The sequence below is a fragment of the Thauera sp. WB-2 genome, assembly GCF_027594845.1.
GTDB classification, from domain to species: Bacteria; Pseudomonadota; Gammaproteobacteria; order Burkholderiales; family Rhodocyclaceae; genus Thauera; species Thauera mechernichensis.
The window spans coordinates 4,223,597-4,246,851 of sequence record NZ_CP088935.1; the positions used below are offsets into that span (position 1 = coordinate 4,223,597).

Below are 23,255 nucleotides of genomic sequence, written 5' to 3' on the forward strand. Positions count from 1 at the left end.
TCCTGAGCGCTCAAGACACGTGGCCCGGGTCGCCGGCTTCCAGATCCAACAGCCGGCGCGCCAGGCGCATCAGACGGAACAGCTTCACCAGCCCGGCATCGCTCAGGCGTGTGGCCAAGCCGCCGTGACCATGCAGCAGCGGCCCAAGGTCATCGGCCAGCCGCGCGCGATCCAGCCCGGTCGCGGATGCCGGTGCGACGCTCAGCGCGTGCAGCAGGGTCAGCACCGCCCGAGCAAAAGCCGGCAGCACGTTCGCCTGGCCCACGGCCGGCGTCACGCAGACGAAGCCGATGCCGCCATCGCTGGCTTCGATGTGGTCGGCCACCGCCGCTTCCTCGGCGATCTCGCGAGCGAACTGCGCGATGTGCACACGCAGGCGATCCGGCACGTCCAGCCCCGGCTCGATGTACCAGACGTCCGAGATGGGATAGAGTCCGCCGGCCTGCACCGGGATCGCACGCAGCGCATCAGCCTCGAAGTCGGGCAGCTTGTCGCCGAGCTGGTCGGCGACCATCCGTTGGATGGACTGCAGGCGCTCGGTGGTCGGCGCCGGTGTCACGATGTGCCCTTGCAGGCGCTCGTCGCGTTGTCCGTGCTGGTCCTGCGGCGCTTCGGGCGATGCTGGCGGTGGCGCTACTGACGCCGCAGGCGAGACCGGCGTGGTGTCGCGCGGTACGGACGACACGGGTGGCTGCTGAGGTGCGGAAACCGGTGCGGAAGGAGCAGCAGGCACGACAGGCGCCGCCGGTTCGCTGGTCAGCGCACGCTGGCGGCTTTCGCTGTCGTCGATCTCCAGCGCCAGCGTGTCGTAGTCCGCCTCCAGCAGCTCGGCCATCTGACCCACCAATTCGTCCTGCACCCGCTGCGGCGAGAAGTCGTCCGGCTGTGTGTCGAACTGCGTCAGCACGTCCTGAAACAAGGTCGCGAAGTCCACGGCCACGGTGCGGCCCAGCGCACGCCGCTCCCAGGTGCGCTCGCACGCCTTGCGCAGCACCGCGAGCCGGTCCACCTGATGCCGGCCCAATCCGCCGTACAACAGCGTCGGTATCGCCGGCAGCAGGTAGCGCACCGCATCGGCCATACGGCTGATATGCGACTGGGGAACGGGATAGCCGTCGGCCGTCAGCCGTCGCGCGAGTTCGCTCTGCGACAGCGACTGGCCGCTTTCCTGCTCGTAGAACTCGCGCGCCTTCTCGATGCCCAAGGCCCGCTCGATGAAGGTCAGTCCGCCACGCAACTCGTTCTCGGCCAGATGCCCGGTCAGCGCCACGATTTCGCCGCGCGCCGGCCACGGGCGGAACAGGCACGCGATGCGGAAGAAGCGTTCTTCCTTGGTTTCGCTCCACAATTCGCGCAGGATCGCCAGCCGCGTATTGCCACCGTTCCTGATGATGTAGTGCGCCTCGCCCGGCCGGCGCGTGATCGCGGGCGGTGCGTCGAGCCCGCGCTCGCGGATCGAGGTCTTGATTTCCTCGTAGGCCGGGTTGCGCGTCACGCGTGGGTCATGTTCATAGGGGCGCAGCTCGTCCAGCGTCACCACCATCGGTGTGTCGGCGATGGGGTCGGTCAACGCCGCGGCCGAAGGACCGTTGCGTTCGAAGCCCTTGGCCAGCAGCTTGGTGGCCATGTCCTGCGGCGTCGGATCAGCCATCGCTGCTCTCCCGAGATGCCGTCAGTGCCTGTCGATCGGCGCGGCGAAGCTGCGCGCGTGCGTTTCGACTAGCGCGGTGATCGCTCGCAGTCGAGCTGGTATAGATCGCGGCGCAGCCGGGCTTGATGAACATCAGGTGCCCGCCGCGCGTGCGTTTCACGTGCCAACCTTCGCCCAGCGCGAACTCGATCAGCGCGCGCAGCCGCGCATGGCCGCGGGCCAGTTCATGCGCGTTCGCCATGACTGGCTCCCCCTGCGCGGCCTCTGCCGGTAACGCACGCAAAGCGCTCCCGCCATGCCGGGAACAGCTCGCCAGCCAGCGCACGCATCGTCTCTAACGCCGCAGGCGCAGTACGGCCCACTGGTTGCCGGTACTCGACGCGATGCACTGGCAGCCCCCGTGTTGCGGCACGTGGGTAGGCTTCAATGGCCGGGACGTCGGTGTTCAGGACCTGTATGCCAGCGTGCGCCTGGAACACTTGTCGCAGGGCCTGCTGGATCAGTCGGGCGTTCGACGAAACCGGATGCACACGGTTGATGAGCAAGCGCAGCGGTGGCGGCTCGATGCCGAGGTGCCGATACGGAGCGATGTCCTCGATCAGTTGCAGTGTGCCGCGCCTCAGCTCACGCGCCGCTAGGATCTCCGGCGTCACCGGTGATAGCGCCAGACTGGAGGCCAGTACCGCCATCTCCAGCAGCACACTGCGCGCTCCCTGGGTATCGATCAGCAGCAGATCGTAGTGCGACGCCAGCGCGGGGAGCAGGTGACGCAGGCGCAGCCGACCGTCGGGTGCGTGCAGCAGCAGTGTGTTCAGTTCGCCGCGATGGTCGTTCGACACCACTAGGTCGAGACCTGCCACAGCGGTCTGCGAAGCCAATTGCTCGATACGCTGCTCATTGAAGGCCAGCATCTCGTAGATGCCGGCAGGCGCATGCGTGCCGAGCGTGAAGTAGCTCGACAAGGTGGGCTGTACGTCCAGGTCCAGCAGCAGCACGCGCAGTCCCGCATCGGCGATGAAGCCGCCCAGGTTCGCTGCGGTGGTCGTCTTGCCGACGCCACCCTTGGTCGAAATGATGGATACCACCTGCATGGTGCGACTCCTCGTGGAAGGGATTCCGGGGGGCGCGGGCTCACGCCCGCTCCCTGAGTCGATCGGTGATCCACTGATCGATCTCCACCGAATCCCATCCGATGGCGCGTACCCCGAGGCGCAGGGGCTTGGGAAACTTGCCCTCCTTGATCAGGTTGTAGATGTGGGCGCGTTTGAAGCCGGTCTTGGCCTCGACTTCCGCGCGGCGCAGGATGCGGTGTTCATTCGGCGTCGCGGTGGCGATAGTCTGGACAGTCACGAGGGACACTCCTTGGCGCTGTGTAGCGGCGGTGATGGAAGTGCCCCGTATTCAATAGCGCGGTTCCCGCGCAGTCACCGCAAGTGCAGACACGCCGTCTGCACTTGCAGTCAGCGGTCCTGGGTGGAGAGATGACGCTTGGCTGCCGAAAACTTCGCCCACAGCGTTCGCTCGCTGATTCCGGATTTGTCGCCGTAATGGGCAACCAGCGCATTGATGACCGATTCCAGCGTCTCGAAAGACGAATAGGGAACGCCATTGGGTGACTTGCCCAACAGCAGGGTCAGAAGACCGCCAACGATGTTCAGGTAGGTGGATTCACTGCGGGCGCCAGGCATCCCGGACCGCTTCTCGCGCTCCGTGCGCGCCTGGTGCTCCTGGCTGAGCGTCTGGAACTGCTCATAGAGCGCGTCCCAGGCTTGCACCTTGTCGGCTAGCTGGAGCTTCAACGCCTCGCGATCCATGACCAGTGCCTGCACGGCATCGACACTGACGGCCGGATGCAGGTGACGCTCGAAGGCATCGAACAGGAATGCCGGTCGCTGGTCGGGATAGAAACGGATCATCCAAGCCTTCAGATCGACGTGGCGGATCGTGAGGCCAGGATCATCGAGCAAGGCGGGATCGTTGCTCGTGAGGCCATCCTTGCCGTAGGGAAGGTCGAGATGCACCAGTGCGTCGTAGATCCGTTCCGCGTTCAGGCGAAGCTGTGGCCAGCGCGCCAGCGCAGCGTGCTCCGGCAGCCGGTTCATCCCCTCAGCAACATCAAGGATACGGCGCTCGAAGCGTGACAGTCCCGCCCACTGGATGGCCGCCTCGATCGGACGATAGAAGACCTTGGCTTGGGCGCCGGACGAAGATGACTTTCTCATGGGCTACTCCATGGTGAACGGGTTCAGGACATCGGCTTTTCTCGTGGTCTGGTCGACGCCATCCCACACCTTCGCGGCGCGGAGCGGGGGCGACTTGGCTTGTGGAAAGGTTGTGGTGACGGCGAATGGCTGCAATGCTCACCCCAGCCACCAGCCGATGTGGCACCTTGTCCACCAACACCGAGCCTCTGCGTGGCGGTATGCTTCAAGATGTTTCTCTCCCATGACGGGGAGGCTTGGTGGTGAGGTTTTGCTACAGATGCCATCGCGGCGAAAGACGCATTCGGTCTACGTGCTTTCAAGTCTGGGCATCACCCGCATGTCAGAGGCCGATGGTCTTTCAGCAGACGCGGTTCGGGTAGCACCTGACGCGGCGACGCCGCCTCGACGTGCAACGATGAGGCATCGAGCCAGACGGCACGGGTCTTCGTTCAGATCAAAAAGGAATGACAGGCGAATGCCATCGATTCGCCGACAAGTTTCAGAACATCAACAGTTCTATTGCGGGCAACCGAAATGACAGAAAAGCCGATCACGGTCTTCCAGCATCTTCACCTCAGGGGCAAGACAGCAACCACAATGCGAAGTGGCATCCTCGCGCAGGTGGGTGGCTCTTGGCGTCACGACGCTGAGCGGGAAGAAGATCTCAAGCAACACATGGGCGACGACGATGTGATCGTGCTTGTGCGATCTGCATTCGACGACGTCGATGAATCGGCTCTGGTGCTGTGGCAAGAGCCTGATGGCTACAAGGTTTCCAATATCGTGCCGCGAAACGTCGGTGAGCTTGGTATTGACAAGTACAACGCGATTCTTCGCGACTTCGTCGCCCAAGTCGCGGAACCGGCGTCCCGGGCCGGCGGTTTCGGCGTCGAACTGACCTCTGCCAACCAGACTCTTGATGATTGGCTGGATGCCGAAGCGGCAGCAGCCCTGCGGCGCTTTTCGCGGCTCGCCAATAAGTCCACAGGTGCGGCCCATCCCATGGACAAGGAGCGCTGGTACGCGTTCCTGATTGCCGCGCACCGTGCATCGAAACGACTGGATAGTGACCAATTGGCACGGTGGCTTGTCGAGGTGGAGGCCTGGTCCGCAGGGCGGGCGCAGGACTTGGCCATCGACTATGAATTCGCACTCGGACTGCTTGAACAGTATGACCAGTCGCATACATGAGCCTGAATACTTCAGTCATTGACGACTTGGTTGCTTTAAACGCGCCAGTGTTGTGCGTGGATACATGCACCGTCCTTGACGTCATCCGTGACATCACGCGCGAAACAGCGGTAGCACACGATGCCAACGCCGGGCTTGCCTTGCTTGCGGCAGCCGAGGCCGGCTCCGATCTGGTTGTTCTGATGGCAGAACAGGTGACCATCGAGCTTGCTGCTCATGTCGCTGGCGTCGAGGTAGAGGCTCGAAACGCTTTGGCAAGGTTCCGGGCACAAGCTCAACGTATCCATGAAGTGGCCTTGGCCTACGGTGCCCAGGGAATGCTGCCGCTGGACCACCTTGAGGGACACGTCGCGCGGGCCAGGACAGTGCTGAACAGGTGGCGGGACGTTGCCAGCGTGGTGCCGCACAACGATGGGGTCGCCAGCCGTGCGTTCAAGCGAGTCAACGAACCTCGTGCTCCCGCCCGACTGGGTAAAGAATCAATGAAGGATTGCGTGATCGTCGAAGCCTATATCGAGGCGGCTGGCCAGCTTCGCTCCGCAGGGCTGGTGGCGCCGATCGTGTTCGCCTCGTCGAATACGAAGGAGTATTTCGCGCCGAACACCCGACGTCTTCAAGATGAAATCGCTGCCGATCTAGAGGACGTTGGTGTGGAGTACGCCCCAAACTTCGGCGCAGCGAAACACAGTCTCGGCCTATAGGCGCATCTGGACAGGACCCTGGTGGCTGTGCATGGACGTTGCTGGGCGTTGGCAGACGATCCCGGGTTGCCGGGCAGGTGGGGCTGGTACATAATCTGGTCTAATTCCGTGGCGCTCACGGAAGAAACCCTTTATCAATCAACGGGTTGAGTGCGGCGTGATGTTCCCTTCACCCGCTCCACCTGAATTCAAGCACTTGCGCCAATCCTCCGGGGTTGGCGTTTTGCTTTCATGGCTCATGCAGCCAAGACGAATGCCATTCGGATGTACTGAAGAAGGAATCGTTCTCGTACCGGCAGTCCCTCGTACCAGTCGCCGTCAGCTGGCTGCAGCCCGCGGCGTCGCGTAGCCATCGACGATACGATCGATTTGTGCACATGCCTCGATCAGCGCTTCATCCCCCCAGCGCCGCCCGACACACTGCAGACCGACTGGCAGGCCATCGACCGGGCCGGCCGGCAGCGAAACCACGGGATGACCGGTCAGTGAAAACAGCCCCACCATACTGACGGTGGCCTCCAGAAAAGGGAGGGCCCGGTCACCGACCACCAGTGTCGGCGGCTTGCCCAGCGGCTTGAGCGCGAACGCCGGATAAGCGGTCCGCGGTGCCGTGGGGCAAATCAGCACATCGTGGTCATCGAGGAAGTTCTCCATGGCACTGATCAGCTGATCCCGGATGTTGAGCGCGGCGTTGTAGCGACGCCAGTCGAACCGCAAACCTTGCGTGAAGGCTCGGGTGAGAGGCTGGCGCTTGGGAATCAGGCGACCGGCCATCGCGATCAGATGACGCTCCCAGGGCTTGAAGGCCAGACCGATCTCGGCGCCGGCGAGCACACCATAAGCGTATAGGGCACGCTCAGGATCGAAGGCGTCGGGAAAACACCGTACAACCTCTACGCCCGCATCGGTGAGCCGCCCGATGGTCCGATCCAGGCCGGCACGTGTACGATCGCACAGGGGCAGGCCGGCGAAGTCATCCCACCAAGCGACGCGCAGCCGGTCAGTGCGGGCACGGCCGGCCACTCCGGCGACCGGCGGCACCTCGGTATCGATACGGTCCGGCCCCGCCATGACCGACAAACCAAGCGCCAGATCCTCGATCGACCGGGTCAGCACGCCGAAACTGAGCATGTGTCGGACACTGCGCGGCTGCCCGGGCAGATGCGGAATGTGACCGGTTCTCGGAATACGGTTCTCCGTGGCCTTGAGTCCATAGACGCCACAGTAGGCCGCCGGGATGCGGATGGAGCCGCCCAGGTCGCTGCCCGGGTCCATGTACGAGAACCCCATGGCCACCGCGGCGGCGGCACCGCCGGAACTGCCGCCCGGGGTGACATCGTGACGCCATGGGTTGCGTGTCGCCCCGAATACCGGACTGATGCATTGAGGGTCGCCAGCCAGTCGGGACAGGTTCGTCTTTCCCAGAATGATTGCACCCGCCTGGCGCAAACGCGCAACCACGGTCGCGTCGGTGTCAGGCACGTAGTCGGCCAGCGGCGGGTGGCTAGCGGTCGTGCGCATGCCAGCCGTGGCAAACGCATCCTTGACAGTGATGGGCACGCCCCGCAACGGCAGCTTCGCAGGGTCATGGACAGACTCACGGTCACAGGCCTCGGCCTGCCGGCGCGCAGACGCCGCATCCAGGGTCACCACGGCGTTGATGATGCCGTTGGAGAGATCGATACGCGTCAGACACCCGTCCACCGTGGCCGCCGCGCTCGTCGTGCCGGTCGACATGGCTTGATGCAGCCGGGCAACCGAATTGCTCAAGATGATGCTCCTCTGGCCGGAAGCAAACCAGTCATGACATTTGCTTTTCGATTGACGTCAAAATTGATATTCTCAATGGATATCGCTTGAGCTTTTTTTTCAAGCGGAATCCGCTTGTACAGGCGAATTTGCGGTTGTTCGTGTGCCATTTTGGATGATGTATTTTTCTGGCGCCCGGGTCAGCCGAGGCCGCCGTAGCGCTGAACGATGGAAGGCCACACCGTCTTGGTCCAGGCCAGGCCATCGACAATGGCTGTCAGTCGCCGCAGGGAGGCAGCCATGCCCAGATCCCGCATGTGCCCGTCGACCAGCATGACGTTCGATCGTGGCTCGCCCGTGCGCTTTAGGAAGGTATGACCGTGCAAGACATCAAGCACCCAATCCCAACCCAGACGGATGTAAGGACGACGCCCCGCGATCCATTCGGTGAACCCGGTCACCTCAGTCACGTCACCACACCCCGGAATGGGGGCCGCCTCCGGTACTTCCAGACCCGAGACGAAGTGACGCAACCGGACAGTGCTCAAGGCCTGCTCCGGCAAACGGACGAGTCCATCGTCCGATACCCGAACGACGGACGTCATTGGCTGTTCTGTTCTCATTTGCTCACGCGTTGTCATTGGTTTGAAGCGCTTCATTGTTGCGAGACATTAGCGCGCCGGTGTGTTTCTCGGCATGTCAACGTTGACAGGTTCAGAAATCCCGATACCCGGCCAGGGGGCGTCGGATGAACATCTGGCGCGAAGACCTCCTGACCCGACTGAACGCCGCGCACAGTGCAACCGAAGTGTTCTCGGTGATCGAGCTTGAGAGCAAGGCACTTGGCTTCGACCACCTGGCCTACGGTGTGCGCTTCCGCTATCCACTGAGCAATCCCCGCATCGTTCTGCTCAACAACTACCCGGAACAATGGCAAACCCTTTACGCCGAGCGTGGATACATCAATAACGATCCCGTGGTCATGCGTGGAATGGCATCGCAACTGCCCTTCGTCTGGTCCGAACACTACTCACAGGCCAGCGACACGTTCTGGGAAGAAGCCAGGCAGTTCGGCATTGCCAACGGTTGGTCTCAATCGGCCACGGACTGTCGCGGCCGGCAGAGCCTGGTGTCTTTCGTTCGCGGCGCTGAGTGTCTGAGTTCGGCCGAGCTATTCGCGAATGGGGCGCGCTTGAGCTTTCTCGCCCTTGCGGGCCATGAGTACCTGTGTCATCAGTTGGCCCGCGAACACCACGCGCAAGATCTCGGCGAACTGACGACCCGTGAGGTCGAGGTCTTGCGATGGACCGCCGAGGGCAAGACTGCCGGGGAGATTTCGATTCTCATGGGCATTTCCGAACGCACCGTGAATTTTCACACCGCCAACACCATGGCCAAACTCAACTGCGCCAACAAGACCGCCACCGCGGTAAAGGCAGCCATTCTGGGATTGCTGGATTAAGCTTGAAGCGCCACCGTTCGGCGATCGGGCGCAGGAGCCACCGGCTGGGTCGGGGGCTGGCCGTACTTGGCATGTCGCTCTACACCCGCTTAATACGGATTCAGACGCTCAGGCCGGCTCATGCGAGTCGGCCTTTTTGGATCACACCCGGAGGCAACAGCGGAGGCAAGTGATGAGTCCACGCCGACCGAAGACATGGCATGCCCAAGCAACAGCGCTGGCCGTGCTCGGCGTAAGCGCCCTCGCACTCGCGCTCGTCGCGCCCATCCCACAGTCGCCGCTGTATCACCAGTTCGCCGACACGCGCGCGCTTGCAATCGGCCCCCTGCTCATTCCCAACGCTGCCGATGTCCTGAGCAGCCTCACCTTCTGTGCGGCGGGCCTTGCAGGCCTGGTGCGGGGAGCGCACGCGCCGCCCTCGCAGCGCATGGCGCTGAGGGTGTTCTTCGTCGGCCTGGTCCTGACTGGGGCGGGTAGCGCCTGGTACCACCTCGACCCCAGCAATGCCAGCCTGTTCTGGGATCGCCTCGCCATGTGCATCGCGTTTGCCGGCGCACTCGGCGCCCTTGCCGGCGAGCGCCTCGGCGACCGAGCGGCTCGGCGCTGGCTCGGTGGCTGGCTGTTGCTGGGCGCGTCGGCGCTGGCCCTATGGGTACTGAAGGACGACCTGCGGCTATACGTTCTGACGCAGTTCGGCGGCTTCATGGTCCTACTGATCTGGCTGCGCCACAGTGTGCGGCCCGGGGCCTGCGCTTTGCCATGGGGATGGCTTCTGGTGGCATACGGGCTGGCCAAGGTTTTCGAGGCCGCCGACACCAGCATCTGGACGCTCTCCGGGCAGCTTATCGCTGGACATGCACTCAAGCACCTCGCCGCCGCCGCGGGGGTCATCCCGCTGCTGATCGCCCTGTCACGTGCAGACCGGGGCCTGGATCAAGGCTCGGGCGGCAGGTAGAGACTTTCCTTGACCTCCTCCATCACCACGTAGCTGCGCGATTCGGTTGCCGACGGCAGCTTGAGCAGGATGTTGCCGAGCAGGCGCCGGTAGTCGCTCATCTCGGCGATACGCGCCTTGATCAGGTAATCGAAGTCACCCGACACAAGGTGACACTCCATCACCTCGGGGACAAACGCGAGTTCCTTCTTCACGCGGTCGAAGGTGTCGTTCGACTTGGCCGCGAGCTTGAGTTCGACGAACACCAGCAAGGGCCGGCCAAGCGCCCGCGGGGCGACGCGGGCGTGGTAACCAGTGATGACGCCCTCGCGTTCGAGACGGCGCACACGCTCGGTGCACGGGGTCGCCGACAGCCCCACACGCTGGGCAAGCTCGGTCATCGACAGGCGGCCGTCCTTCTGCAGCAGATCGATGATCCGGCGGTCTATGCGGTCGAGATCGCGCATTTCACTCCTGAAATGCCCTGGCACGGGGCAACAAAGTTGATCTCACTACAAGCGGGCTTTAGTTAGGTGATTTTCACTGCATTTTGCTGACTAAACTGCAGACATTCAACAGCCACAAGACAGGAGACACCAGGATGAACGTGATCGTACTCGGAAGCGGCGTGATCGGCACCACCACCGCTTGGTACCTCGCGCAACGCGGCGCCCGGGTAACGGTCATCGACCGCCAGCCTGGTGCCGCGCTCGAGACCAGCTACGCCAATGCCGGCCAGGTCTCGCCTGGATATTCAACGCCCTGGGCTGCACCCGGCATTCCCCTCAAGGCCGTGAAGTGGCTGTTCCAGCGCCACGCCCCACTCGCGATCCGTGCCGACGGCAGCCTGTTCCAGCTGCGCTGGATGGCGAGCATGCTCGCCAACTGCACCAGCGCGCGCTATGCGGTGAACAAGGAACGCATGATGCGCGTCTCCGAATACAGCCGCGACTGCCTGCGCACCCTGCGTGCCGATACGGGCCTGCACTACGAAGAGCGCAGCCGCGGCACGCTGCAGCTGTTCCGCACTCAGGCCCAACTAGACGCAGCTGCGCGCGACACGGCCGTACTCGACGAGTGCGGCGTACCTTATGAACTGCTGGCCGGCGACGCGCTTGGCAGCGCAGAGCCCGCACTGGCCAGCCGGGCCACCCCGCTCGCCGGGGGCCTGCGCCTACCCAACGACGAGACCGGCGACTGCCACCTGTTCACCACCCGGCTCGCCGACATGGCACGCGCAGCAGGTGTGGAGTTCCGCTTCGGCATCGATGTGCGTGAACTGCTCAAGCGTGGCGGCCACATCGACGGCGTGCGTGTCGCGGGAGCAGAGGGCGACGAGATCCTGCGCGCCGACCGCTACGTGCTGGCCTTCGGTAGCTACTCCCGGCAGATGGCAGCCAGCCTGGGGCTCGAACTGCCGGTGTACCCGGTCAAGGGCTACTCGCTTACGGTACCGCTGGTCGATGCCGCCGCCGCGCCGGTGTCGACGGTGCTCGACGAGACCTACAAGGTGGCCGTGACCCGCTTCGACGACCGCATCCGAGTTGGAGGCATGGCCGAGCTCGGCGGCTTCGACCTGCGCCTGAACCCACGCCGACGCGAAACCCTGGAGATGGTCGTCGGCGACCTCTTCCCCGGCAGCGGCGACCTGCCCAAGGCAGAATTCTGGACCGGGCTGCGGCCGATGACGCCCGACTCGACGCCGATCATCGGCGCCACCTCCTACCCCGAGCTTTTCCTCAACACCGGTCACGGCACGCTGGGCTGGACCATGTCCTGCGGTGCCGGCGCACTTGTCGCCGATCTCGTCTGCGGCCACCAGCCGGCGATCCGCCATGACGACCTCGGCCTCGCCCGCTACGGTCGCAAGGCGGGCGGCAGCACCGCGGGCTACACCCTGTCACCCGCCTGAATCCCCTGCTCATCAGTCGTGGAGTCATGCCATTGGGGCCGCGCTATTGCGGCCCCAATGCGTTGACTGCACCATCGAGCCTGTACATTGCACCACGGATGCCTACCATGCGCCCTGCCCGCGCCCAGATTGACCTCGCCGCCCTGCGTCACAACTACCGCCTCGCCCGCGAGCGCCACGGCGCGCGCGCGTTGGCGGTAGTCAAGGCCAACGCCTACGGCCATGGCGCCGTGCACTGCGCACTGGCGCTGGCCGCTGAGGCCGACGGCTTCGCGGTTGCCTTCCTCGAGGAAGCGTTGGTGCTGCGCGCCGCCGGTATTCGTCAACCGCTGCTCCTGCTCGAAGGCGTGTTCGAGGCGGCTGAGCTTGCCGAGGTCGTGCGCGAAGGGCTGTGGATCGTCGTCCACCATGAGGATCAGGTACGGATGCTCGAAGCGACGCCGATGGCGGCCCCCATCCACGTCTGGCTGAAGGTGAATACGGGCATGAACCGGGCCGGCTTCGCGCCAGCGGAAGTCGGCACCGCGTGGGCAAGACTGAAAGCCTGCAGGCAGGTTGCCGACATCACCTTGATGACGCACTTCGCGCGCGCGGACGAACCACAGGTGATCACCACCGCGGATCAGATCGAATGCTTCCAGGAGGCGACGGCCAACCTGCCCGGCGCGCGCAGTCTTGCCAACTCGAGCGCCATCCTGGGCTGGCCAGACGCCCGGCGCGACTGGGCGCGCCCCGGCATCCTGCTCTATGGGGCCGACCCGATGCCGGCGCCAGACAACGGCCTCAAGCCGGTGATGACGCTCGAAAGCGCGGTGATGGCGGTACGCGAGATCGCTGTCGGCGAAGCGCTCGGCTACGGTGGCCGCTTCGTCGCGCAGACACCCACGCGTGTCGGACTGGTGGCGATGGGCTACGCCGACGGCTATCCGCGCACAGTGCCGGACGGCACACCGGTGAGCGTGGGCGGAAAGCCCAGTCGCATCATCGGGCGGGTCTCGATGGACATGCTCACGGTGGACCTCAGCGCCCTGCCGACTGCGAACATTGGCACCCGGGTCGAGCTGTGGGGCACCGAGGTGCCGGTCAACCGCGTTGCCGCGGCTGCGGGCACGATTGCTTACGAACTGCTGTGCAACGTGAAGCGGGTGCGTTTGGAATACATCGGCTGAGCGGCGACCGTCACTCCCGCACGCGGTCAATCACGACGCTGAGGCCCTCGCTGTCGGGCGAAACAACCGGGCTCGCGCCCTCGAGGTCGCCGCTGCGCGCCGTCGCGTCACCGCCCTTTGCAACCCGGGCCGCGACGACGACACGCTCGGGGATGGGCATGTCGCCCATCATCAGTGTCGCGCCATCGAAATCAAAGTCGAGCGGCAGTTCTGCGGCAGTGAAACGCAGCGCCGCGAACGGCGGACCGCCGGCTTCGGCACGCACGAACACGAACACGACGTCTGCCGGCTGCACCTTGTCCGCAAGCTCGGCAGACAGGCTGAGACGGCCGCTGATCGTCAGTACCGGGGCGGCCGCCGCCGGCGCTGCCCCCTCGAGCGCAGCCAGCGGTTCGAGCCCGGCCTTGGCGCGCGCGTCGTTGATGCTGTCGCGCAAACCCTTCGCCATGTCGTTGGTCGCGGGAATCTGCGCAAGGATGCGTTCCCAGTGCCCGGCTGCGGTCGCGAAGTCCTTGCGCTGGTATGCGCCGGTGCCTGCAATGGCGAGCGCCTTGACATGCTGGGGCGCCACCGCCAGCGCACGCTGCGCCAGCGCCTCGGCCTCGCCCTGCACCGTTCCGCTCACCACCGCAGTGGCATCTGCCCAGTCGGCCAGGACATCGGGATCGTCGGGTACCAGCGCCCCCAGACGCGCGAACGCAGCGACCGCCTTCGGGTAATCCTCGAGCACCATGTAGGTGCGGGCGAGCATGGTCCAGCCCTCGACGTTGTCGGGCTCCTGCTCGAGACGGGCCACGAGCTGGCCTACCATGTCGTTGACCTGTTCGCGGGTGAAACCTTGCTGCGTGGTGAGGTTTGCGGGATCGAGCGCCTCCGGCTCTCCGATCGCCAGATAGGAGGCGATGGCCACGGCCGGGATGCTCACTGCCATCGCCACCGCCCAGCCGCGGCTCGGGCGCGCGTCGGCAAGCTCAGCCGCTTCGGCAGCCGCCTCGCCCTCTTCGAGCGCGCGGCGCTCGAGCTCCTCGCGACTGCGAGCATGGCTTTCGGCGTCGATCTGGCCAGACGCGAGGTCTGCATCGAGCTCGGCCAGCTGCTCGCGCAGCACGGTCAGCGCCATCGTGCTCTGACGCGCCTGCTCGCGCCGCTGGCGCGCACCTGCGCCCAACAGCGGCGGAACGATCAATAGCAGGGCACCGGCCAGCAACAGGCCGGCAAGAAGGATAAAGGCGGTCACGAACGGGACTCCGGTGATTCAGATTTCGGTGCTGCCTCGTCCGCTCCCGCGAGCAGGGCGCGCGCACGTTCGCGCTCGGCGGCGCTCAGGCCATGATCGGCCGCCACTTCTTCCTGCCTGCGGCGCAGCCGCCAGGCCAGCCAGCCGGCGCCCCCGAACAGGAGCAGTGCCGGCCCCACCCACAGCACGGCAGTCGAGGCACGGAATGGCGGCTGGTAAAGGACGAAGTCGCCATAGCGGGCGACGACATAGTCGATGACGTCCTGCTTGCTGTTGCCGGCCGCGAGCTGTTCGCGCACCTGGTCGCGTAGATCGACCGCCAGCGGCGCATTGGATTCCGCAATCGACTGGTTCTGGCACACCAGGCAGCGCAGCTTGTGCGACAGCTCCATGACGTCAGCCTCGAGCGCGAGGTCTGCCGCCACCGTCGGCGCCAAGCCGGGGTCGGACGCCGTCTGGCCCGCAGCCCAGGCTGCCTGCCCGCCCGCGAACATGAGCGCGCAGGCAGCCAGGCGCAGCGTCCGGAGCGCAAATTCCTTGTAGTGATCAGCCGGCACGGCGGACCTCCTCGATCTTCGGTAGCAACACCTGCTTGAGCACCTCGGGCGTGATCGGGCCGATGTGCTTGTAGCGGATCTTGCCCTCGCGATCGATCAGGAAGGTCTCGGGTACGCCATAGACGCCAAAGTCGATGCCAACGCGGCCATCAATGTCGAGCACGGACAGCACGTAGGGGTCGCCATGGTCGGTCAGCCAGCGCCGGGCGCGCTGGATTGCAAGGTCGGTTTCGGTGTCGAGTGCCATACCGCGTACGTTGAGCGCCCCGTCACCACGTACCTCCTTGTAGTTGAGGCCAACGATGGGCACCAGCTTCTGCTGCGCCATGCGCACCAGAACGGGGTGCTCCTCGCGACAGGCGACACACCACGACGCCCACACGTTGAGCAACCACACCTCGCCGCGCATTTCCTCGAGTGCGAAGCGCTGCTCGGGCTGATCGAGGCGGGCAAGCGTGAATTCGGGCGCTGGCTTGCCGATCAGCGGCGAGGGTACCTCGCGCGGGTTGAGGGTGAGGCCGAAGCCGAGGAACGCGGCAAGAGCGAAGAACAGCAGCAGCGGAACGAGAAACTTTGCTTTCATGAGGCTTGTCCGGTCTCCACTCAGGCTGCGCCGGCAACGCTGCGCCCTGCGCCGACCTTGGCATCGCGCTCGGCAAGGCGGCGATAACGGCGGTCGGCCGCGGCAAACAGTCCGCCAAGGCCCATCAACGTGCAACCCAGCCAGATCCAGCTGATGAAGGGCTTGTAGTACAGGCTGACGATCCACGCCCCATCCTGCAGTTGCTCGCCGAGCGATACATACACGTCGCGGAACGGGCCGATATCAATCGAAGCCTCTGTCATTGGCATGCCCTGAGTCCAGTACAAGCGCTTCTCTGGGGTCAGGGTCGCAATGGCACGGCCGTTGCGGGTAACGTCGATGATGCCGCGCGCAGCGTCGTAGTTGGGCCCATCTGCATCGATTGCGCCGCGGAAGGTGAAGGTATAACCCGCAAGCTCGGCGCGCTGGCCTTCCTGCATCTTGACGTCGAGTTGCTTCTCGAGACTGCCGACCATGGTAACGCCGATGATGAACACGCCGACCCCAAGGTGAGCGAGCCACATGCCCCACCAGGATGCGGTGATCGAGCGCAGACGCGAACCGGCCGATGCTCCGGCGCGCTCCTTGAGGCGGCCATGAAGCAACTGGATGCTGGCCAGCACCACCCAGGCGGCAAGGAACAGGCCCAGCGCAGTGCGCCAGGTCAGGTGATCCACCGCCATCGCCGCACCGATACCGATCAGGATGCTGGCAACGAAGGCAGGCGCAACCTTGCGTGCCGCCGCAACGAAGTCATCGTCCTTCCAGCGCAGGAAGGGACCGAACATCATCAGCACCACCACCGGCGTCATCAGCGGTACGAACACCGCCTCGAAGTACGGCGGCCCCACCGAGATCTTGCCCAGGTTGAGCGCGTCGAGGAACAGCGGATAGAGCGTGCCGAGCAGCACTGACACCGACGCGACGGTCAGCAGCACGTTGTTGCCTAGCAGCGAGGTCTCGCGCGATACCAGCGCGAAGCTGCCGCCCCCCATCAGCTTGTTGGCGCGCATCGCGAACAAGAGCAAGGAAAAACCAATCACCAGCACGAGCAGGGCAAGGATGTAGAGGCCACGCTTCGGGTCGGTCGCAAATGCGTGCACACTGGTGATGACGCCCGAACGCACGAGGAAGGTGCCGAGCAGCGACATCGAGAACGCCGCGATCGCCAGCAGCACCGTCCAGCTACGGAACGCACCACGCTTCTCGGTGACCGCGAGCGAGTGGATCAGCGCGGTGCCGAGCAACCACGGCATGAAGGAGGCGTTCTCGACCGGATCCCAGAACCACCAGCCGCCCCAGCCGAGTTCGTAGTACGCCCAGCCCGAACCGACCGCGATACCCGCAGTCAGGAACACCCAGGCCACCGTGGTCCATGGCCGCGACCAGCGCGCCCAGGCAGCGTCGAGCCGGCCGGAGAGCAGCGCGGCAATGGCGAACGCAAATGCCACCGAGAAACCGACATAACCCATGTAGAGCAGTGGCGGGTGGATGATCATCCCCGGGTCCTGCAGCAGCGGGTTCAGGTCACGGCCCTCGGCCACCGCCGGCAGCAGGCGGTCGAACGGGTTGGAGGTAACGAGCGTGAAGGAGATGAAGCCGACGCTGACCCAACCCAGCACGCCGAGCACGCGGGCCATGAAGGCCTCGGGCAGGTGGCGCGAGAACACCGTCACCGCCACCGTCCACAACGACAGCGACATCGCCCACAGCAGCAAGGAACCTTCGTGGTTGCCCCATACGCCGGTGATCTTGTACATCAGCGGCGTGGCGCTGTGCGAGTTCGACGCGGCCAGCTGCACCGAGAAATCACTGGTGACGAAAGCCCAGGTCAGGCATACGTAGCTGAACAGGATGAAGAAGAACTGACCCTGTGCGGCAGGCCGGCCGACTGCCATCAGCGCCATGCTGTTGCGGCTGGCACCGACCAGCGGCACGATGCCCTGCACCAGCGACAGCACCAGCGCGAGGATGAGCGCGAAATGTCCGAGTTCGGGAATCATGGCGTCACTGGCTCACGGTTTGGGCGGCTTTCTGCGCCTGTTCGACCGCGTGTGCGGCCTCGGGCGGCATGTAGTTCTCGTCGTGCTTGGCGAGTACCTCCGTCGCACGGAAAATGCCGTCGTCCTCGAGCCGCCCCTGCACCACTGCGCCCTTGCCCTCCTTGAAGAGGTCGGGCAGCGTGCCACGGTAGGTCACCGGAATGACCTTGGCGGTATCGGTGATGGCGAAACGCACGGTGAGGCCATCGGCCTCTCTCGCGATCGAGCCATCCTCGACCATGCCGCCGATGCGGAAGGTCTTGCCCAGGGGCGCCTTGCCTTCGGCAACCTCGGACGGCGTGTGGAAAAACACCAGGTTCTGCTGGAAGGCGCTCAACACGAGGGCGACCGCCGCCACCAACAGGGCGACACCGCCGCCAACCAACATCAGACGCTTGCTACGGGCTTTCATCTTTCAGACTCCAAGGCGGGCTCGAACTCGCCGCCATCATGCTTGCCAACTTCCTTGCCGACCGCCCGCCGCCAGCGCAGCAGTCGGCGCGTCGTGTCTCTCCGACGCTGGAACACGAGCACGAGTTCCAGCGCGAGCAATCCGAAGGTGACGGCGTAGCTGCCCCAGACGAAGATGGCTGCACCGCCCATGTCCCAGAACGCGGACCAGCTTTCCCATTGCATCAGGCACGTCCTCCCTTGTTCGCTGCAACGGCCTGCAATTCCTTCTCAAGCACCGTGCCCACCCATTCGGTGTGGCGCTCGCGCTCGAGGATCATCGGGCGCACCCGCCACAGCACCACGGCGATGGTGTACATCCACGCCGCGATCGCCATCACCAGCATGCCGGCGAGCATCGTCGCCGCCATCGACGGCGCCTTGGTAAGGCTCACCGAAGCGCCCTGATGCAGGGTGTTCCACCAATTCACCGAGAAATAGATGATGGGTACGTTCACCGCGCCCACCAGTGCGATGATGGCGCCGGCACGGTCGGCGCGGCGCGGGTCCTCGATCGCGCGCGTGAGCGCGATGAAGCCGAAATAAAGGAAGAGCAGCAGCAACTGCGAGGTCAGGCGTGCGTCCCACACCCAGTAGGCACCCCAGGTCGGCTTGCCCCACAGCGCGCCGGTCCACAGCGCCAGGAAACAGAAGATCGCGCCAGTGGGCGCCAGCGCCTGGCTCATCACGAAGGACAGGCGCGTGTTCATGACCAGGCCGACCGCAGACCAGAAGGCCATCACCAGGTAGATGAACATCGACATCCAGGCCGCAGGCACGTGGATGAAGATCACCCGATAGACCTCGCCCTGGGTTGCATCGGTGGGTGCCACAAAGAAGCCCAGCCAGAGGCCGACAAGGGTGAGCACGACCGCCAGGGCTGCGAACCAGGGGGCAAGCTTGCCAGCGAGCGGATAGAAGTACTGCGGGGATGCGAAGCGGAGCACGCTGCGACTGCGTTCGGAGGTCGTCATGCGAAGATCGGTCGTTGTCTCGTCTCAAGGCCACACACGCAAATGCGCGGCCACATCATCATTCGGTCGAAATCCTGAGCGCCGCGGCGCACGCCCAGGGGGCAAGCGCCACCGCGCCGGCCAGCCCGCCACCAAGCAGCAGCAGGTGAGCCAGGGCACCACTACCCGACACCTCGGCCTCGACCGCCCCCGCACCGAAGATCAGCACCGGCACGAACAGCGGCAGTACAAGCAGCGCCAGCAACATCCCGCCGCCTCTCAGGCCAAGCGTCAGGGCGGCGCCTACAGCGCCCAGCAAGGTCAGGATCGGCGTGCCCAGCGTCAAACTTAGTACCAACACCGAAAGTCCACCTTGCTCCAGGTCAAGCAGCAAGGCCATCGCAGGCGCAACCGCAATCACCGGCAGGCCGGTGCTGAGCCAGAAAGCCAGCACCTTGGCCATCACCCATACAGCAGCAGGCTCTCTAGACAGGAGGAGTTGCTCCAGGGTTCCGTCCGCATAGTCCTGTGCAAACAGCCGGTGCAAGGACAACAGGCACGCGAGCAAGGCGGCCACCCACAACACGCCGGGTGCGATCGCGCGCAGCTGGTTGGGCTCGGCACCGACACCGAACGGGAACAGACAGACGACGATGACGAAGAAGGCCAGCGTCACCAGTACGTCGGCGCGCCCGCGCCACGCCAGCAACAGGTCGCGGCGCAGCACGGCGAGGAAGGTGCTCAGCATGCAAAGGCTCCGACATCGAGCACCGCGGGTGGGCGGGCAAAAGGTGCATCCTGGTGGGTGGTCATCATCACGCAGCCACCGTCCGCACAGTGTGCGGACAGGGTTGCGGCCAGATCGGCCACCGCGTGGACGTCGAGTGCGGTGAAGGGTTCGTCCAGTACCCACAACGGCCGCCGCGCCGACAGGAACAGGCGGGCAAGCCCCACACGCCGGCGCTGGCCTTGCGACAAGACCCGTGCGGGCAGATCGAGCTGGTTCTCGAGACCGATGCGCACAAGCGCCTGTACGCAGTCATCCTCGGCGACATGGTCGCCTCCCGCGGCACAGGCAAAGCGGAGGTTCTCGAGTGGACTGAGCAAGTCGTTGAGGGCCGGCGCATGGCCTAGATAGAGCAGTTCGCCATGGAAGGCTTCGCGCTCGCGGCGGATACAGTGGCCGCGCCAGCGCACCTCCCCGGCTTCTGGCAAGGCAAGGCCGGTGACCAGGCGCAGCAGGCTGGTCTTTCCTACCCCGTTGGGGCCGGCGATACGCAGCATTTCGCCCGCCTGCAGGCGAAAGGCGAGGTCGCGGAACAACAGGCGATCGCCCTTCAGGCAGGCGAGATCTTGGGCTTCGAGCATGGGGACGGATTGAACCACAGGGATGGCAGGCGACGCCATCCCGAGCTGCGCCGAAAGGCAATGGCAAACCCCCTGCGCCACCGATCCTGATCAGCGCCGCAGGGGGCGGATATGTGGAGCGGGCGCCTAAGCCCCCGCTCTGCCCTTCACGCCAGGGCTTACTGCTGGGCGGCGGGCGGCGTCGGGTGCATGGTCTCCGGCGTCACACCGCCACGCTCGGCGCCGATATCCTGCGCGACCGGCGGCAGCGAGTGAGCGATGCCCTTGTGGCAGTCGATGCAGGTCTTGCCTTCGGCGAAGCCAGCCTGGTGCATCTGGTTGGAGCGGCGACCCTGCGCCGAGTAGTCGAAGTACTCGAAGCTGTGGCAGTTGCGACACTCGCGCGAGTCGTTCGCCTTCATGCGGCGCCATTCGTTCTCGGCGAGGCGGAGGCGCTCCTTGTTGAACTTCTCGGGCGTGTCGATCGTGCCCATCACCTTGCCGTACAGCTCACGCGAGGCCTGGACCTTGCGGACCATCTTCGGCCCCCACTCCTTGGGGACGTGGCAGTCCGGGCAGGTCGCGCGCACACCGGTGCGGTTCTGGTAGTGGATGGTGTTGCGGTACTCCTTGAAGACGTTCTCCTCCATTTCGTGGCAGGAGATGCAGAACTTCTCGGTGTTGGTCGCCTCCAGGGCCCAGTTGAAGCCGCCCCAGAATACGACACCGGCCGCGAACAGCAGCACGACCGCGCCCCAGCCTGCGCCGCGGATGCGCTGCATCAAACTCTTCTTGTTGTCGGTCATTTCATACCCCGTTCAGTCGGCCTTAGCGCAGGCCCTGGGCGCGCTGGAACTGGTTCTCGACCAGCGGGCGGGCATCGGTCTGCGGCACATGGCACTGCAGGCAGAAATAGCGCCGCGGCGAGATGTTGGAGAGTTCGGTGCCCTCGCGGTCCTTGAAGTGCGTGATGCTGACCTTGGTCGCACCGGTCTCGCGATAACGCGTCCAGGAGTGGCAGTCCATGCACTTGTTGAAATTGATGGTGACCTCATAACCATCGATCTTGTGCGGCACCAGCGGTGGCTGCTGCACATAGTCACGCGGCAGCGGGGCCTGGTCGGGGATCAGCTTGTAGTTGCCCACGGCCAGTTCGGGATCGGCGACGTCGGCACCACGAATACTGCGCACGCTCTGGGCCTCGGCGGCATCGGGCAGTGCAGCGCCGATGCCGAGTGCGGCGACGAGCGCGATCACGAGATTGCGGGTTTGTTTTTTCATGACTCGCTCCTGTTGAATCGGGTCGTAATACGGAAAACGTCCTTGCCGCATACATCCACACAGCGTCCGCAGGTGGTGCAGTCGGCATCCAGAATCAGGGGGTGGTCCTGCCCGGCCGCCTTGAGCGCGGGACGGATGACCTGCGGCTCGGGGCACACGGCGAAGCAGTCCATGCAGTCGTTGCAGGCGCTGCGCCTGGCGGCCGACACCTTGAGCACCGAAGCACGGCCGAGCAGCGCGTAGAAGGCGCCTTGCGGGCACAAGTGACCGCACCAGCCGCGCGGCGCGATCAGCAGGTCGTAGAAGAAGATGCCGCCGACGATGCCCCAGGCCAGGCCAAAGCCGAAGATCAGCCCACGGTGGAACATCGACACCGGGTTCACCCACTCCCACGCCAGCGAACCGGTCGCCGCCGCGATCACCAGCACGAACCCCAGCAACCAGTAGCGTGTGCTCGCCGCAGGCGCCTTGCCGCCCTTGAGCCCCAGCCGGCGCCGCAGCCAGGCCGCAGCATCGGTGACGAGGTTCACCGGGCATACCCATGAGCAGAACAGCCGCCCACCGAGGAGCAGGTAGAAGGCCAGCACGATGCCACCACCGAGCAAGGCCTCGCGATACGGCCACTGCCCCGCCGCCACCTGCTGCGCGATCAGGAAGGGATCGGTGAGCGGCAGCACGCCCAAGGTCAGGCTTGAGGCCAGGTTGCCCTTGACGATCCACCAGCCGAGCCAGGGCCCGACCAGGAACAGCGCAAGGATGCCGAACTGGGAAGCGCGCCGCAGCAGCAACCACTTGTGGGCACTGAACCAACCCTTGGCCTCGATCGCTTCATGCCCTGGCCGCGCAACGACACCACGCATCGCCGCACCACGCACACTGGTGGGCGGCACCGTGCGCTCGGGTTTGCCGCCCGCCATCGCGGAAGTCGTCTGCGTGCTCATGGCTTCCACCCCGAATCCAGTCCGCCGGGGGCCGTCGGTGCGTACTCGGGTGTACGGGTCGGCGCTTCACCAGGACGCACGCGGGTATCCCCAAAGGCCTTGTCCTCCAGGCCTCGCACAGGCAGCTCGATCTGGTCGCCGATGAGCGACTGCCCGGCCGCTTCCTTCTGTTCCCAGCCGCGCAGGTAATGGTCGGCTTTCGAACCTTGGGCGAGCTTGATCGGCAGCACCTTGATCGCCGACTCGCCCGGCAGCACGCAGGCCTGCTCGCATTTCCCGCAACCCGTGCAGTGATCCGAATGCACCGTGGGCAGCAACATGGCGTGACGGTCCGAGCGCGGGTTGTGCATGCGCTCGAGCGTGATCGCCTTGTCGATGACCGGGCACACGCGATAGCACACATCGCAGCGCAGGCCGAGGAAGTTGAGGCAGTTCTCCTGGTCGATGAGCACGGCCAGTCCCATGCGCGCCTGCTCGATGTCGGTGAGCGCACGATCGAGCGCACCAGTCGGACAGGCAACCACGCAGGGAATGTCCTCGCACATCTCGCAGGGGATCCTGCGTGCTTCGAAGTAGGGCGTGCCGGTGGCGACACCGTCGCCCAGTTCGGCCAGCTTCAGGGTGTCGTAGGGGCAGTCGCGCACGCACAGGCCACAGCGCACACAGGCGGCCAGGAACTCGGGCTCGGGGAGTGCCCCGGGCGGACGGATGGCAGTGGCCGGCAACGCCGACGCCTGCTTCGCGTACATCCCGGCACCGAGCGCGAGCAGGCCGGCACCGCCTGCCACGCCCGCCGATTCCTTGAGGAACCGGCGGCGCGAGGACGGGACGGTGGCCCCTTTGCGCTCGGTGTTTTCCGTTTGCTTGCTCATTTCATTCGTGGATCCCCGC

28 protein-coding genes are annotated in these 23,255 nt (G+C 65.0%); 6 read left to right on the forward strand and 22 right to left on the reverse strand.

Translation table 11 applies throughout. The annotated features are described in order from the left end of the window. Positions 1 to 10: 10 nt before the first annotated feature. The 5 genes from LQF09_RS19175 to LQF09_RS19195 all read right to left on the reverse strand — a co-directional run bounded on the left by LQF09_RS19175 (position 11) and on the right by LQF09_RS19195 (position 3,873). Positions 11 to 1,651 (reverse strand): ParB family protein, encoded by a 1,641-nt coding sequence (locus LQF09_RS19175; RefSeq protein ID WP_270068767.1) that lies wholly within the window; start codon positions 1,649 to 1,651, stop codon positions 11 to 13. Then, positions 1,644 to 1,892 carry a type II toxin-antitoxin system HicA family toxin gene (locus LQF09_RS19180; protein ID WP_146537953.1) on the reverse strand — a complete coding sequence of 83 codons (249 nt, stop codon included), beginning with the start codon at positions 1,890 to 1,892 and terminating at the stop codon, positions 1,644 to 1,646. Before LQF09_RS19180 ends, LQF09_RS19175 begins: the two co-directional genes overlap by 8 nt. Beyond that, positions 1,876 to 2,742, reverse strand: a complete 867-nt coding sequence (locus LQF09_RS19185; protein WP_095377261.1) for a ParA family protein — start codon at positions 2,740 to 2,742, stop codon at positions 1,876 to 1,878. The genes LQF09_RS19180 and LQF09_RS19185 overlap by 17 nt, the downstream gene beginning before the upstream one ends. 40 nt (positions 2,743 to 2,782) lie before the next feature. Further along, the gene (locus LQF09_RS19190; RefSeq protein WP_025513238.1) at positions 2,783 to 3,001 is read right to left on the reverse strand and encodes an AlpA family transcriptional regulator; all 219 of its coding nucleotides are present in this window, start codon (positions 2,999 to 3,001) and stop codon (positions 2,783 to 2,785) included. A gap of 110 nt (positions 3,002 to 3,111) precedes the next feature. Then, the gene (locus tag LQF09_RS19195) at positions 3,112 to 3,873 is read right to left on the reverse strand and encodes an ATP-binding protein (protein ID WP_270068768.1); all 762 of its coding nucleotides are present in this window, start codon (positions 3,871 to 3,873) and stop codon (positions 3,112 to 3,114) included. 516 nt (positions 3,874 to 4,389) lie between these two features. On the opposite strand from LQF09_RS19195, the gene LQF09_RS19200 reads away from it, so the two are divergent. Both LQF09_RS19200 and LQF09_RS19205 read left to right on the forward strand, forming a co-directional pair. Beyond that, positions 4,390 to 5,046, forward strand: coding sequence for a hypothetical protein (locus LQF09_RS19200; protein WP_270068769.1), 657 nt, complete (start codon positions 4,390 to 4,392; stop codon positions 5,044 to 5,046). Beyond that, a complete protein-coding gene (locus LQF09_RS19205) occupies positions 5,043 to 5,747 on the forward strand; it encodes a hypothetical protein (RefSeq protein WP_270068770.1) in 705 nt (234 codons plus the stop codon). Before LQF09_RS19200 ends, LQF09_RS19205 begins: the two co-directional genes overlap by 4 nt. A gap of 318 nt (positions 5,748 to 6,065) precedes the next feature. Here LQF09_RS19205 and LQF09_RS19210 read toward each other — a convergent pair whose 3' ends face one another. The 3 genes from LQF09_RS19210 to LQF09_RS19220 are packed head-to-tail and all read right to left on the reverse strand — an operon-like array spanning position 6,066 to position 8,155. Then, positions 6,066 to 7,517 (reverse strand): amidase, encoded by a 1,452-nt coding sequence (locus LQF09_RS19210; protein WP_270068771.1) that lies wholly within the window; start codon positions 7,515 to 7,517, stop codon positions 6,066 to 6,068. Further along, positions 7,514 to 7,666 (reverse strand): hypothetical protein, encoded by a 153-nt coding sequence (locus LQF09_RS19215; RefSeq protein ID WP_270068772.1) that lies wholly within the window; start codon positions 7,664 to 7,666, stop codon positions 7,514 to 7,516. Before LQF09_RS19215 ends, LQF09_RS19210 begins: the two co-directional genes overlap by 4 nt. Positions 7,667 to 7,696: 30 nt before the next feature. Continuing rightward, complete coding sequence (locus tag LQF09_RS19220) at positions 7,697 to 8,155, reverse strand: DUF4902 domain-containing protein (protein ID WP_270068773.1); 459 nt, start codon at positions 8,153 to 8,155, stop codon at positions 7,697 to 7,699. An 89-nt stretch (positions 8,156 to 8,244) separates the two neighbouring features. On the opposite strand from LQF09_RS19220, the gene LQF09_RS19225 reads away from it, so the two are divergent. Both LQF09_RS19225 and LQF09_RS19230 read left to right on the forward strand, forming a co-directional pair. Further along, positions 8,245 to 8,958: an autoinducer binding domain-containing protein gene (locus tag LQF09_RS19225; RefSeq protein WP_270068774.1), complete on the forward strand. Its 714-nt coding sequence runs from the start codon at positions 8,245 to 8,247 to the stop codon at positions 8,956 to 8,958. Between the two features lie 172 nt (positions 8,959 to 9,130). Next, positions 9,131 to 9,913 (forward strand): hypothetical protein, encoded by a 783-nt coding sequence (locus LQF09_RS19230; RefSeq protein WP_270068775.1) that lies wholly within the window; start codon positions 9,131 to 9,133, stop codon positions 9,911 to 9,913. Here the strand turns inward: LQF09_RS19230 and LQF09_RS19235 are convergent. Continuing rightward, on the reverse strand, positions 9,892 to 10,359 hold the full coding sequence (locus tag LQF09_RS19235) for a winged helix-turn-helix transcriptional regulator (RefSeq protein ID WP_270068776.1): 468 nt from the start codon (positions 10,357 to 10,359) through the stop codon (positions 9,892 to 9,894). The two genes, LQF09_RS19230 and LQF09_RS19235, sit on opposite strands and share 22 nt — an antisense overlap. Positions 10,360 to 10,493: 134 nt before the next feature. On the opposite strand from LQF09_RS19235, the gene LQF09_RS19240 reads away from it, so the two are divergent. Both LQF09_RS19240 and alr read left to right on the forward strand, forming a co-directional pair. Next, positions 10,494 to 11,804, forward strand: coding sequence for a D-amino acid dehydrogenase (locus LQF09_RS19240; protein WP_270068777.1), 1,311 nt, complete (start codon positions 10,494 to 10,496; stop codon positions 11,802 to 11,804). Between the two features lie 107 nt (positions 11,805 to 11,911). After that, entirely contained in the window at positions 11,912 to 12,973 is a 1,062-nt protein-coding gene (alr, locus tag LQF09_RS19245; protein ID WP_270068778.1) for an alanine racemase, read from the forward strand. Between the two features lie 10 nt (positions 12,974 to 12,983). Here alr and ccmI read toward each other — a convergent pair whose 3' ends face one another. From ccmI to napG, 13 genes are all read right to left on the reverse strand, one after another. Continuing rightward, positions 12,984 to 14,210 carry a c-type cytochrome biogenesis protein CcmI gene (ccmI, locus tag LQF09_RS19250; protein ID WP_270068779.1) on the reverse strand — a complete coding sequence of 409 codons (1,227 nt, stop codon included), beginning with the start codon at positions 14,208 to 14,210 and terminating at the stop codon, positions 12,984 to 12,986. Beyond that, the gene (locus tag LQF09_RS19255) at positions 14,207 to 14,767 is read right to left on the reverse strand and encodes a cytochrome c-type biogenesis protein (RefSeq protein WP_270068780.1); all 561 of its coding nucleotides are present in this window, start codon (positions 14,765 to 14,767) and stop codon (positions 14,207 to 14,209) included. The genes ccmI and LQF09_RS19255 overlap by 4 nt, the downstream gene beginning before the upstream one ends. Then, positions 14,757 to 15,350, reverse strand: a complete 594-nt coding sequence (locus LQF09_RS19260) for a DsbE family thiol:disulfide interchange protein (RefSeq protein ID WP_002926045.1) — start codon at positions 15,348 to 15,350, stop codon at positions 14,757 to 14,759. The genes LQF09_RS19255 and LQF09_RS19260 overlap by 11 nt, the downstream gene beginning before the upstream one ends. Before the next feature lie 20 nt (positions 15,351 to 15,370). After that, the gene (locus tag LQF09_RS19265; RefSeq protein ID WP_270068781.1) at positions 15,371 to 17,353 is read right to left on the reverse strand and encodes a heme lyase CcmF/NrfE family subunit; all 1,983 of its coding nucleotides are present in this window, start codon (positions 17,351 to 17,353) and stop codon (positions 15,371 to 15,373) included. A 4-nt stretch (positions 17,354 to 17,357) separates the two neighbouring features. Further along, on the reverse strand, positions 17,358 to 17,804 hold the full coding sequence (ccmE, locus tag LQF09_RS19270; RefSeq protein ID WP_002926049.1) for a cytochrome c maturation protein CcmE: 447 nt from the start codon (positions 17,802 to 17,804) through the stop codon (positions 17,358 to 17,360). Next, the gene (gene ccmD / locus LQF09_RS19275; protein ID WP_002926051.1) at positions 17,801 to 18,028 is read right to left on the reverse strand and encodes a heme exporter protein CcmD; all 228 of its coding nucleotides are present in this window, start codon (positions 18,026 to 18,028) and stop codon (positions 17,801 to 17,803) included. The genes ccmE and ccmD overlap by 4 nt, the downstream gene beginning before the upstream one ends. Then, the gene (gene ccmC / locus LQF09_RS19280; RefSeq protein WP_270068782.1) at positions 18,028 to 18,816 is read right to left on the reverse strand and encodes a heme ABC transporter permease CcmC; all 789 of its coding nucleotides are present in this window, start codon (positions 18,814 to 18,816) and stop codon (positions 18,028 to 18,030) included. Before ccmC ends, ccmD begins: the two co-directional genes overlap by 1 nt. Before the next feature lie 58 nt (positions 18,817 to 18,874). Beyond that, the gene (gene ccmB, locus LQF09_RS19285) at positions 18,875 to 19,543 is read right to left on the reverse strand and encodes a heme exporter protein CcmB (protein WP_002926054.1); all 669 of its coding nucleotides are present in this window, start codon (positions 19,541 to 19,543) and stop codon (positions 18,875 to 18,877) included. Continuing rightward, positions 19,537 to 20,163: a cytochrome c biogenesis heme-transporting ATPase CcmA gene (gene ccmA, locus LQF09_RS19290; protein WP_002926056.1), complete on the reverse strand. Its 627-nt coding sequence runs from the start codon at positions 20,161 to 20,163 to the stop codon at positions 19,537 to 19,539. The genes ccmB and ccmA overlap by 7 nt, the downstream gene beginning before the upstream one ends. Before the next feature lie 158 nt (positions 20,164 to 20,321). Beyond that, a complete protein-coding gene (locus LQF09_RS19295) occupies positions 20,322 to 20,948 on the reverse strand; it encodes a NapC/NirT family cytochrome c (protein ID WP_002926059.1) in 627 nt (208 codons plus the stop codon). Positions 20,949 to 20,970: 22 nt separating this feature from the next. Further along, positions 20,971 to 21,423: a nitrate reductase cytochrome c-type subunit gene (locus tag LQF09_RS19300; RefSeq protein WP_002926061.1), complete on the reverse strand. Its 453-nt coding sequence runs from the start codon at positions 21,421 to 21,423 to the stop codon at positions 20,971 to 20,973. After that, complete coding sequence (gene napH, locus LQF09_RS19305) at positions 21,420 to 22,364, reverse strand: quinol dehydrogenase ferredoxin subunit NapH (RefSeq protein WP_270068783.1); 945 nt, start codon at positions 22,362 to 22,364, stop codon at positions 21,420 to 21,422. The genes LQF09_RS19300 and napH overlap by 4 nt, the downstream gene beginning before the upstream one ends. Continuing rightward, complete coding sequence (gene napG, locus LQF09_RS19310) at positions 22,361 to 23,236, reverse strand: ferredoxin-type protein NapG (protein ID WP_002926067.1); 876 nt, start codon at positions 23,234 to 23,236, stop codon at positions 22,361 to 22,363. The genes napH and napG overlap by 4 nt, the downstream gene beginning before the upstream one ends. Between the last annotated feature and the right edge of the window lie 19 nt (positions 23,237 to 23,255).

Coding starts and splice junctions, on each gene's coding strand:
- LQF09_RS19175 (WP_270068767.1), bottom strand. CDS start 1,651: ATGGCTGATCCGACGCCGCAGGACATGGCCACCAAGCTGCTGGCCAAG.
- LQF09_RS19180 (WP_146537953.1), bottom strand. CDS start 1,892: ATGGCGAACGCGCATGAACTGGCCCGCGGCCATGCGCGGCTGCGCGCG.
- LQF09_RS19185 (WP_095377261.1), bottom strand. CDS start 2,742: ATGCAGGTGGTATCCATCATTTCGACCAAGGGTGGCGTCGGCAAGACG.
- LQF09_RS19195 (WP_270068768.1), bottom strand. CDS start 3,873: ATGAGAAAGTCATCTTCGTCCGGCGCCCAAGCCAAGGTCTTCTATCGT.
- LQF09_RS19200 (WP_270068769.1), top strand. CDS start 4,390: ATGACAGAAAAGCCGATCACGGTCTTCCAGCATCTTCACCTCAGGGGC.
- LQF09_RS19205 (WP_270068770.1), top strand. CDS start 5,043: ATGAGCCTGAATACTTCAGTCATTGACGACTTGGTTGCTTTAAACGCG.
- LQF09_RS19215 (WP_270068772.1), bottom strand. CDS start 7,666: ATGGCACACGAACAACCGCAAATTCGCCTGTACAAGCGGATTCCGCTT.
- LQF09_RS19220 (WP_270068773.1), bottom strand. CDS start 8,155: ATGAAGCGCTTCAAACCAATGACAACGCGTGAGCAAATGAGAACAGAA.
- LQF09_RS19225 (WP_270068774.1), top strand. CDS start 8,245: ATGAACATCTGGCGCGAAGACCTCCTGACCCGACTGAACGCCGCGCAC.
- LQF09_RS19230 (WP_270068775.1), top strand. CDS start 9,131: ATGAGTCCACGCCGACCGAAGACATGGCATGCCCAAGCAACAGCGCTG.
- LQF09_RS19235 (WP_270068776.1), bottom strand. CDS start 10,359: ATGCGCGATCTCGACCGCATAGACCGCCGGATCATCGATCTGCTGCAG.
- LQF09_RS19240 (WP_270068777.1), top strand. CDS start 10,494: ATGAACGTGATCGTACTCGGAAGCGGCGTGATCGGCACCACCACCGCT.
- alr (WP_270068778.1), top strand. CDS start 11,912: ATGCGCCCTGCCCGCGCCCAGATTGACCTCGCCGCCCTGCGTCACAAC.
- LQF09_RS19260 (WP_002926045.1), bottom strand. CDS start 15,350: ATGAAAGCAAAGTTTCTCGTTCCGCTGCTGCTGTTCTTCGCTCTTGCC.
- LQF09_RS19265 (WP_270068781.1), bottom strand. CDS start 17,353: ATGATTCCCGAACTCGGACATTTCGCGCTCATCCTCGCGCTGGTGCTG.
- ccmE (WP_002926049.1), bottom strand. CDS start 17,804: ATGAAAGCCCGTAGCAAGCGTCTGATGTTGGTTGGCGGCGGTGTCGCC.
- ccmD (WP_002926051.1), bottom strand. CDS start 18,028: ATGCAATGGGAAAGCTGGTCCGCGTTCTGGGACATGGGCGGTGCAGCC.
- ccmC (WP_270068782.1), bottom strand. CDS start 18,816: ATGACGACCTCCGAACGCAGTCGCAGCGTGCTCCGCTTCGCATCCCCG.
- ccmB (WP_002926054.1), bottom strand. CDS start 19,543: ATGCTGAGCACCTTCCTCGCCGTGCTGCGCCGCGACCTGTTGCTGGCG.
- ccmA (WP_002926056.1), bottom strand. CDS start 20,163: ATGCTCGAAGCCCAAGATCTCGCCTGCCTGAAGGGCGATCGCCTGTTG.
- LQF09_RS19295 (WP_002926059.1), bottom strand. CDS start 20,948: ATGACCGACAACAAGAAGAGTTTGATGCAGCGCATCCGCGGCGCAGGC.
- LQF09_RS19300 (WP_002926061.1), bottom strand. CDS start 21,423: ATGAAAAAACAAACCCGCAATCTCGTGATCGCGCTCGTCGCCGCACTC.
- napH (WP_270068783.1), bottom strand. CDS start 22,364: ATGAGCACGCAGACGACTTCCGCGATGGCGGGCGGCAAACCCGAGCGC.
- napG (WP_002926067.1), bottom strand. CDS start 23,236: ATGAGCAAGCAAACGGAAAACACCGAGCGCAAAGGGGCCACCGTCCCG.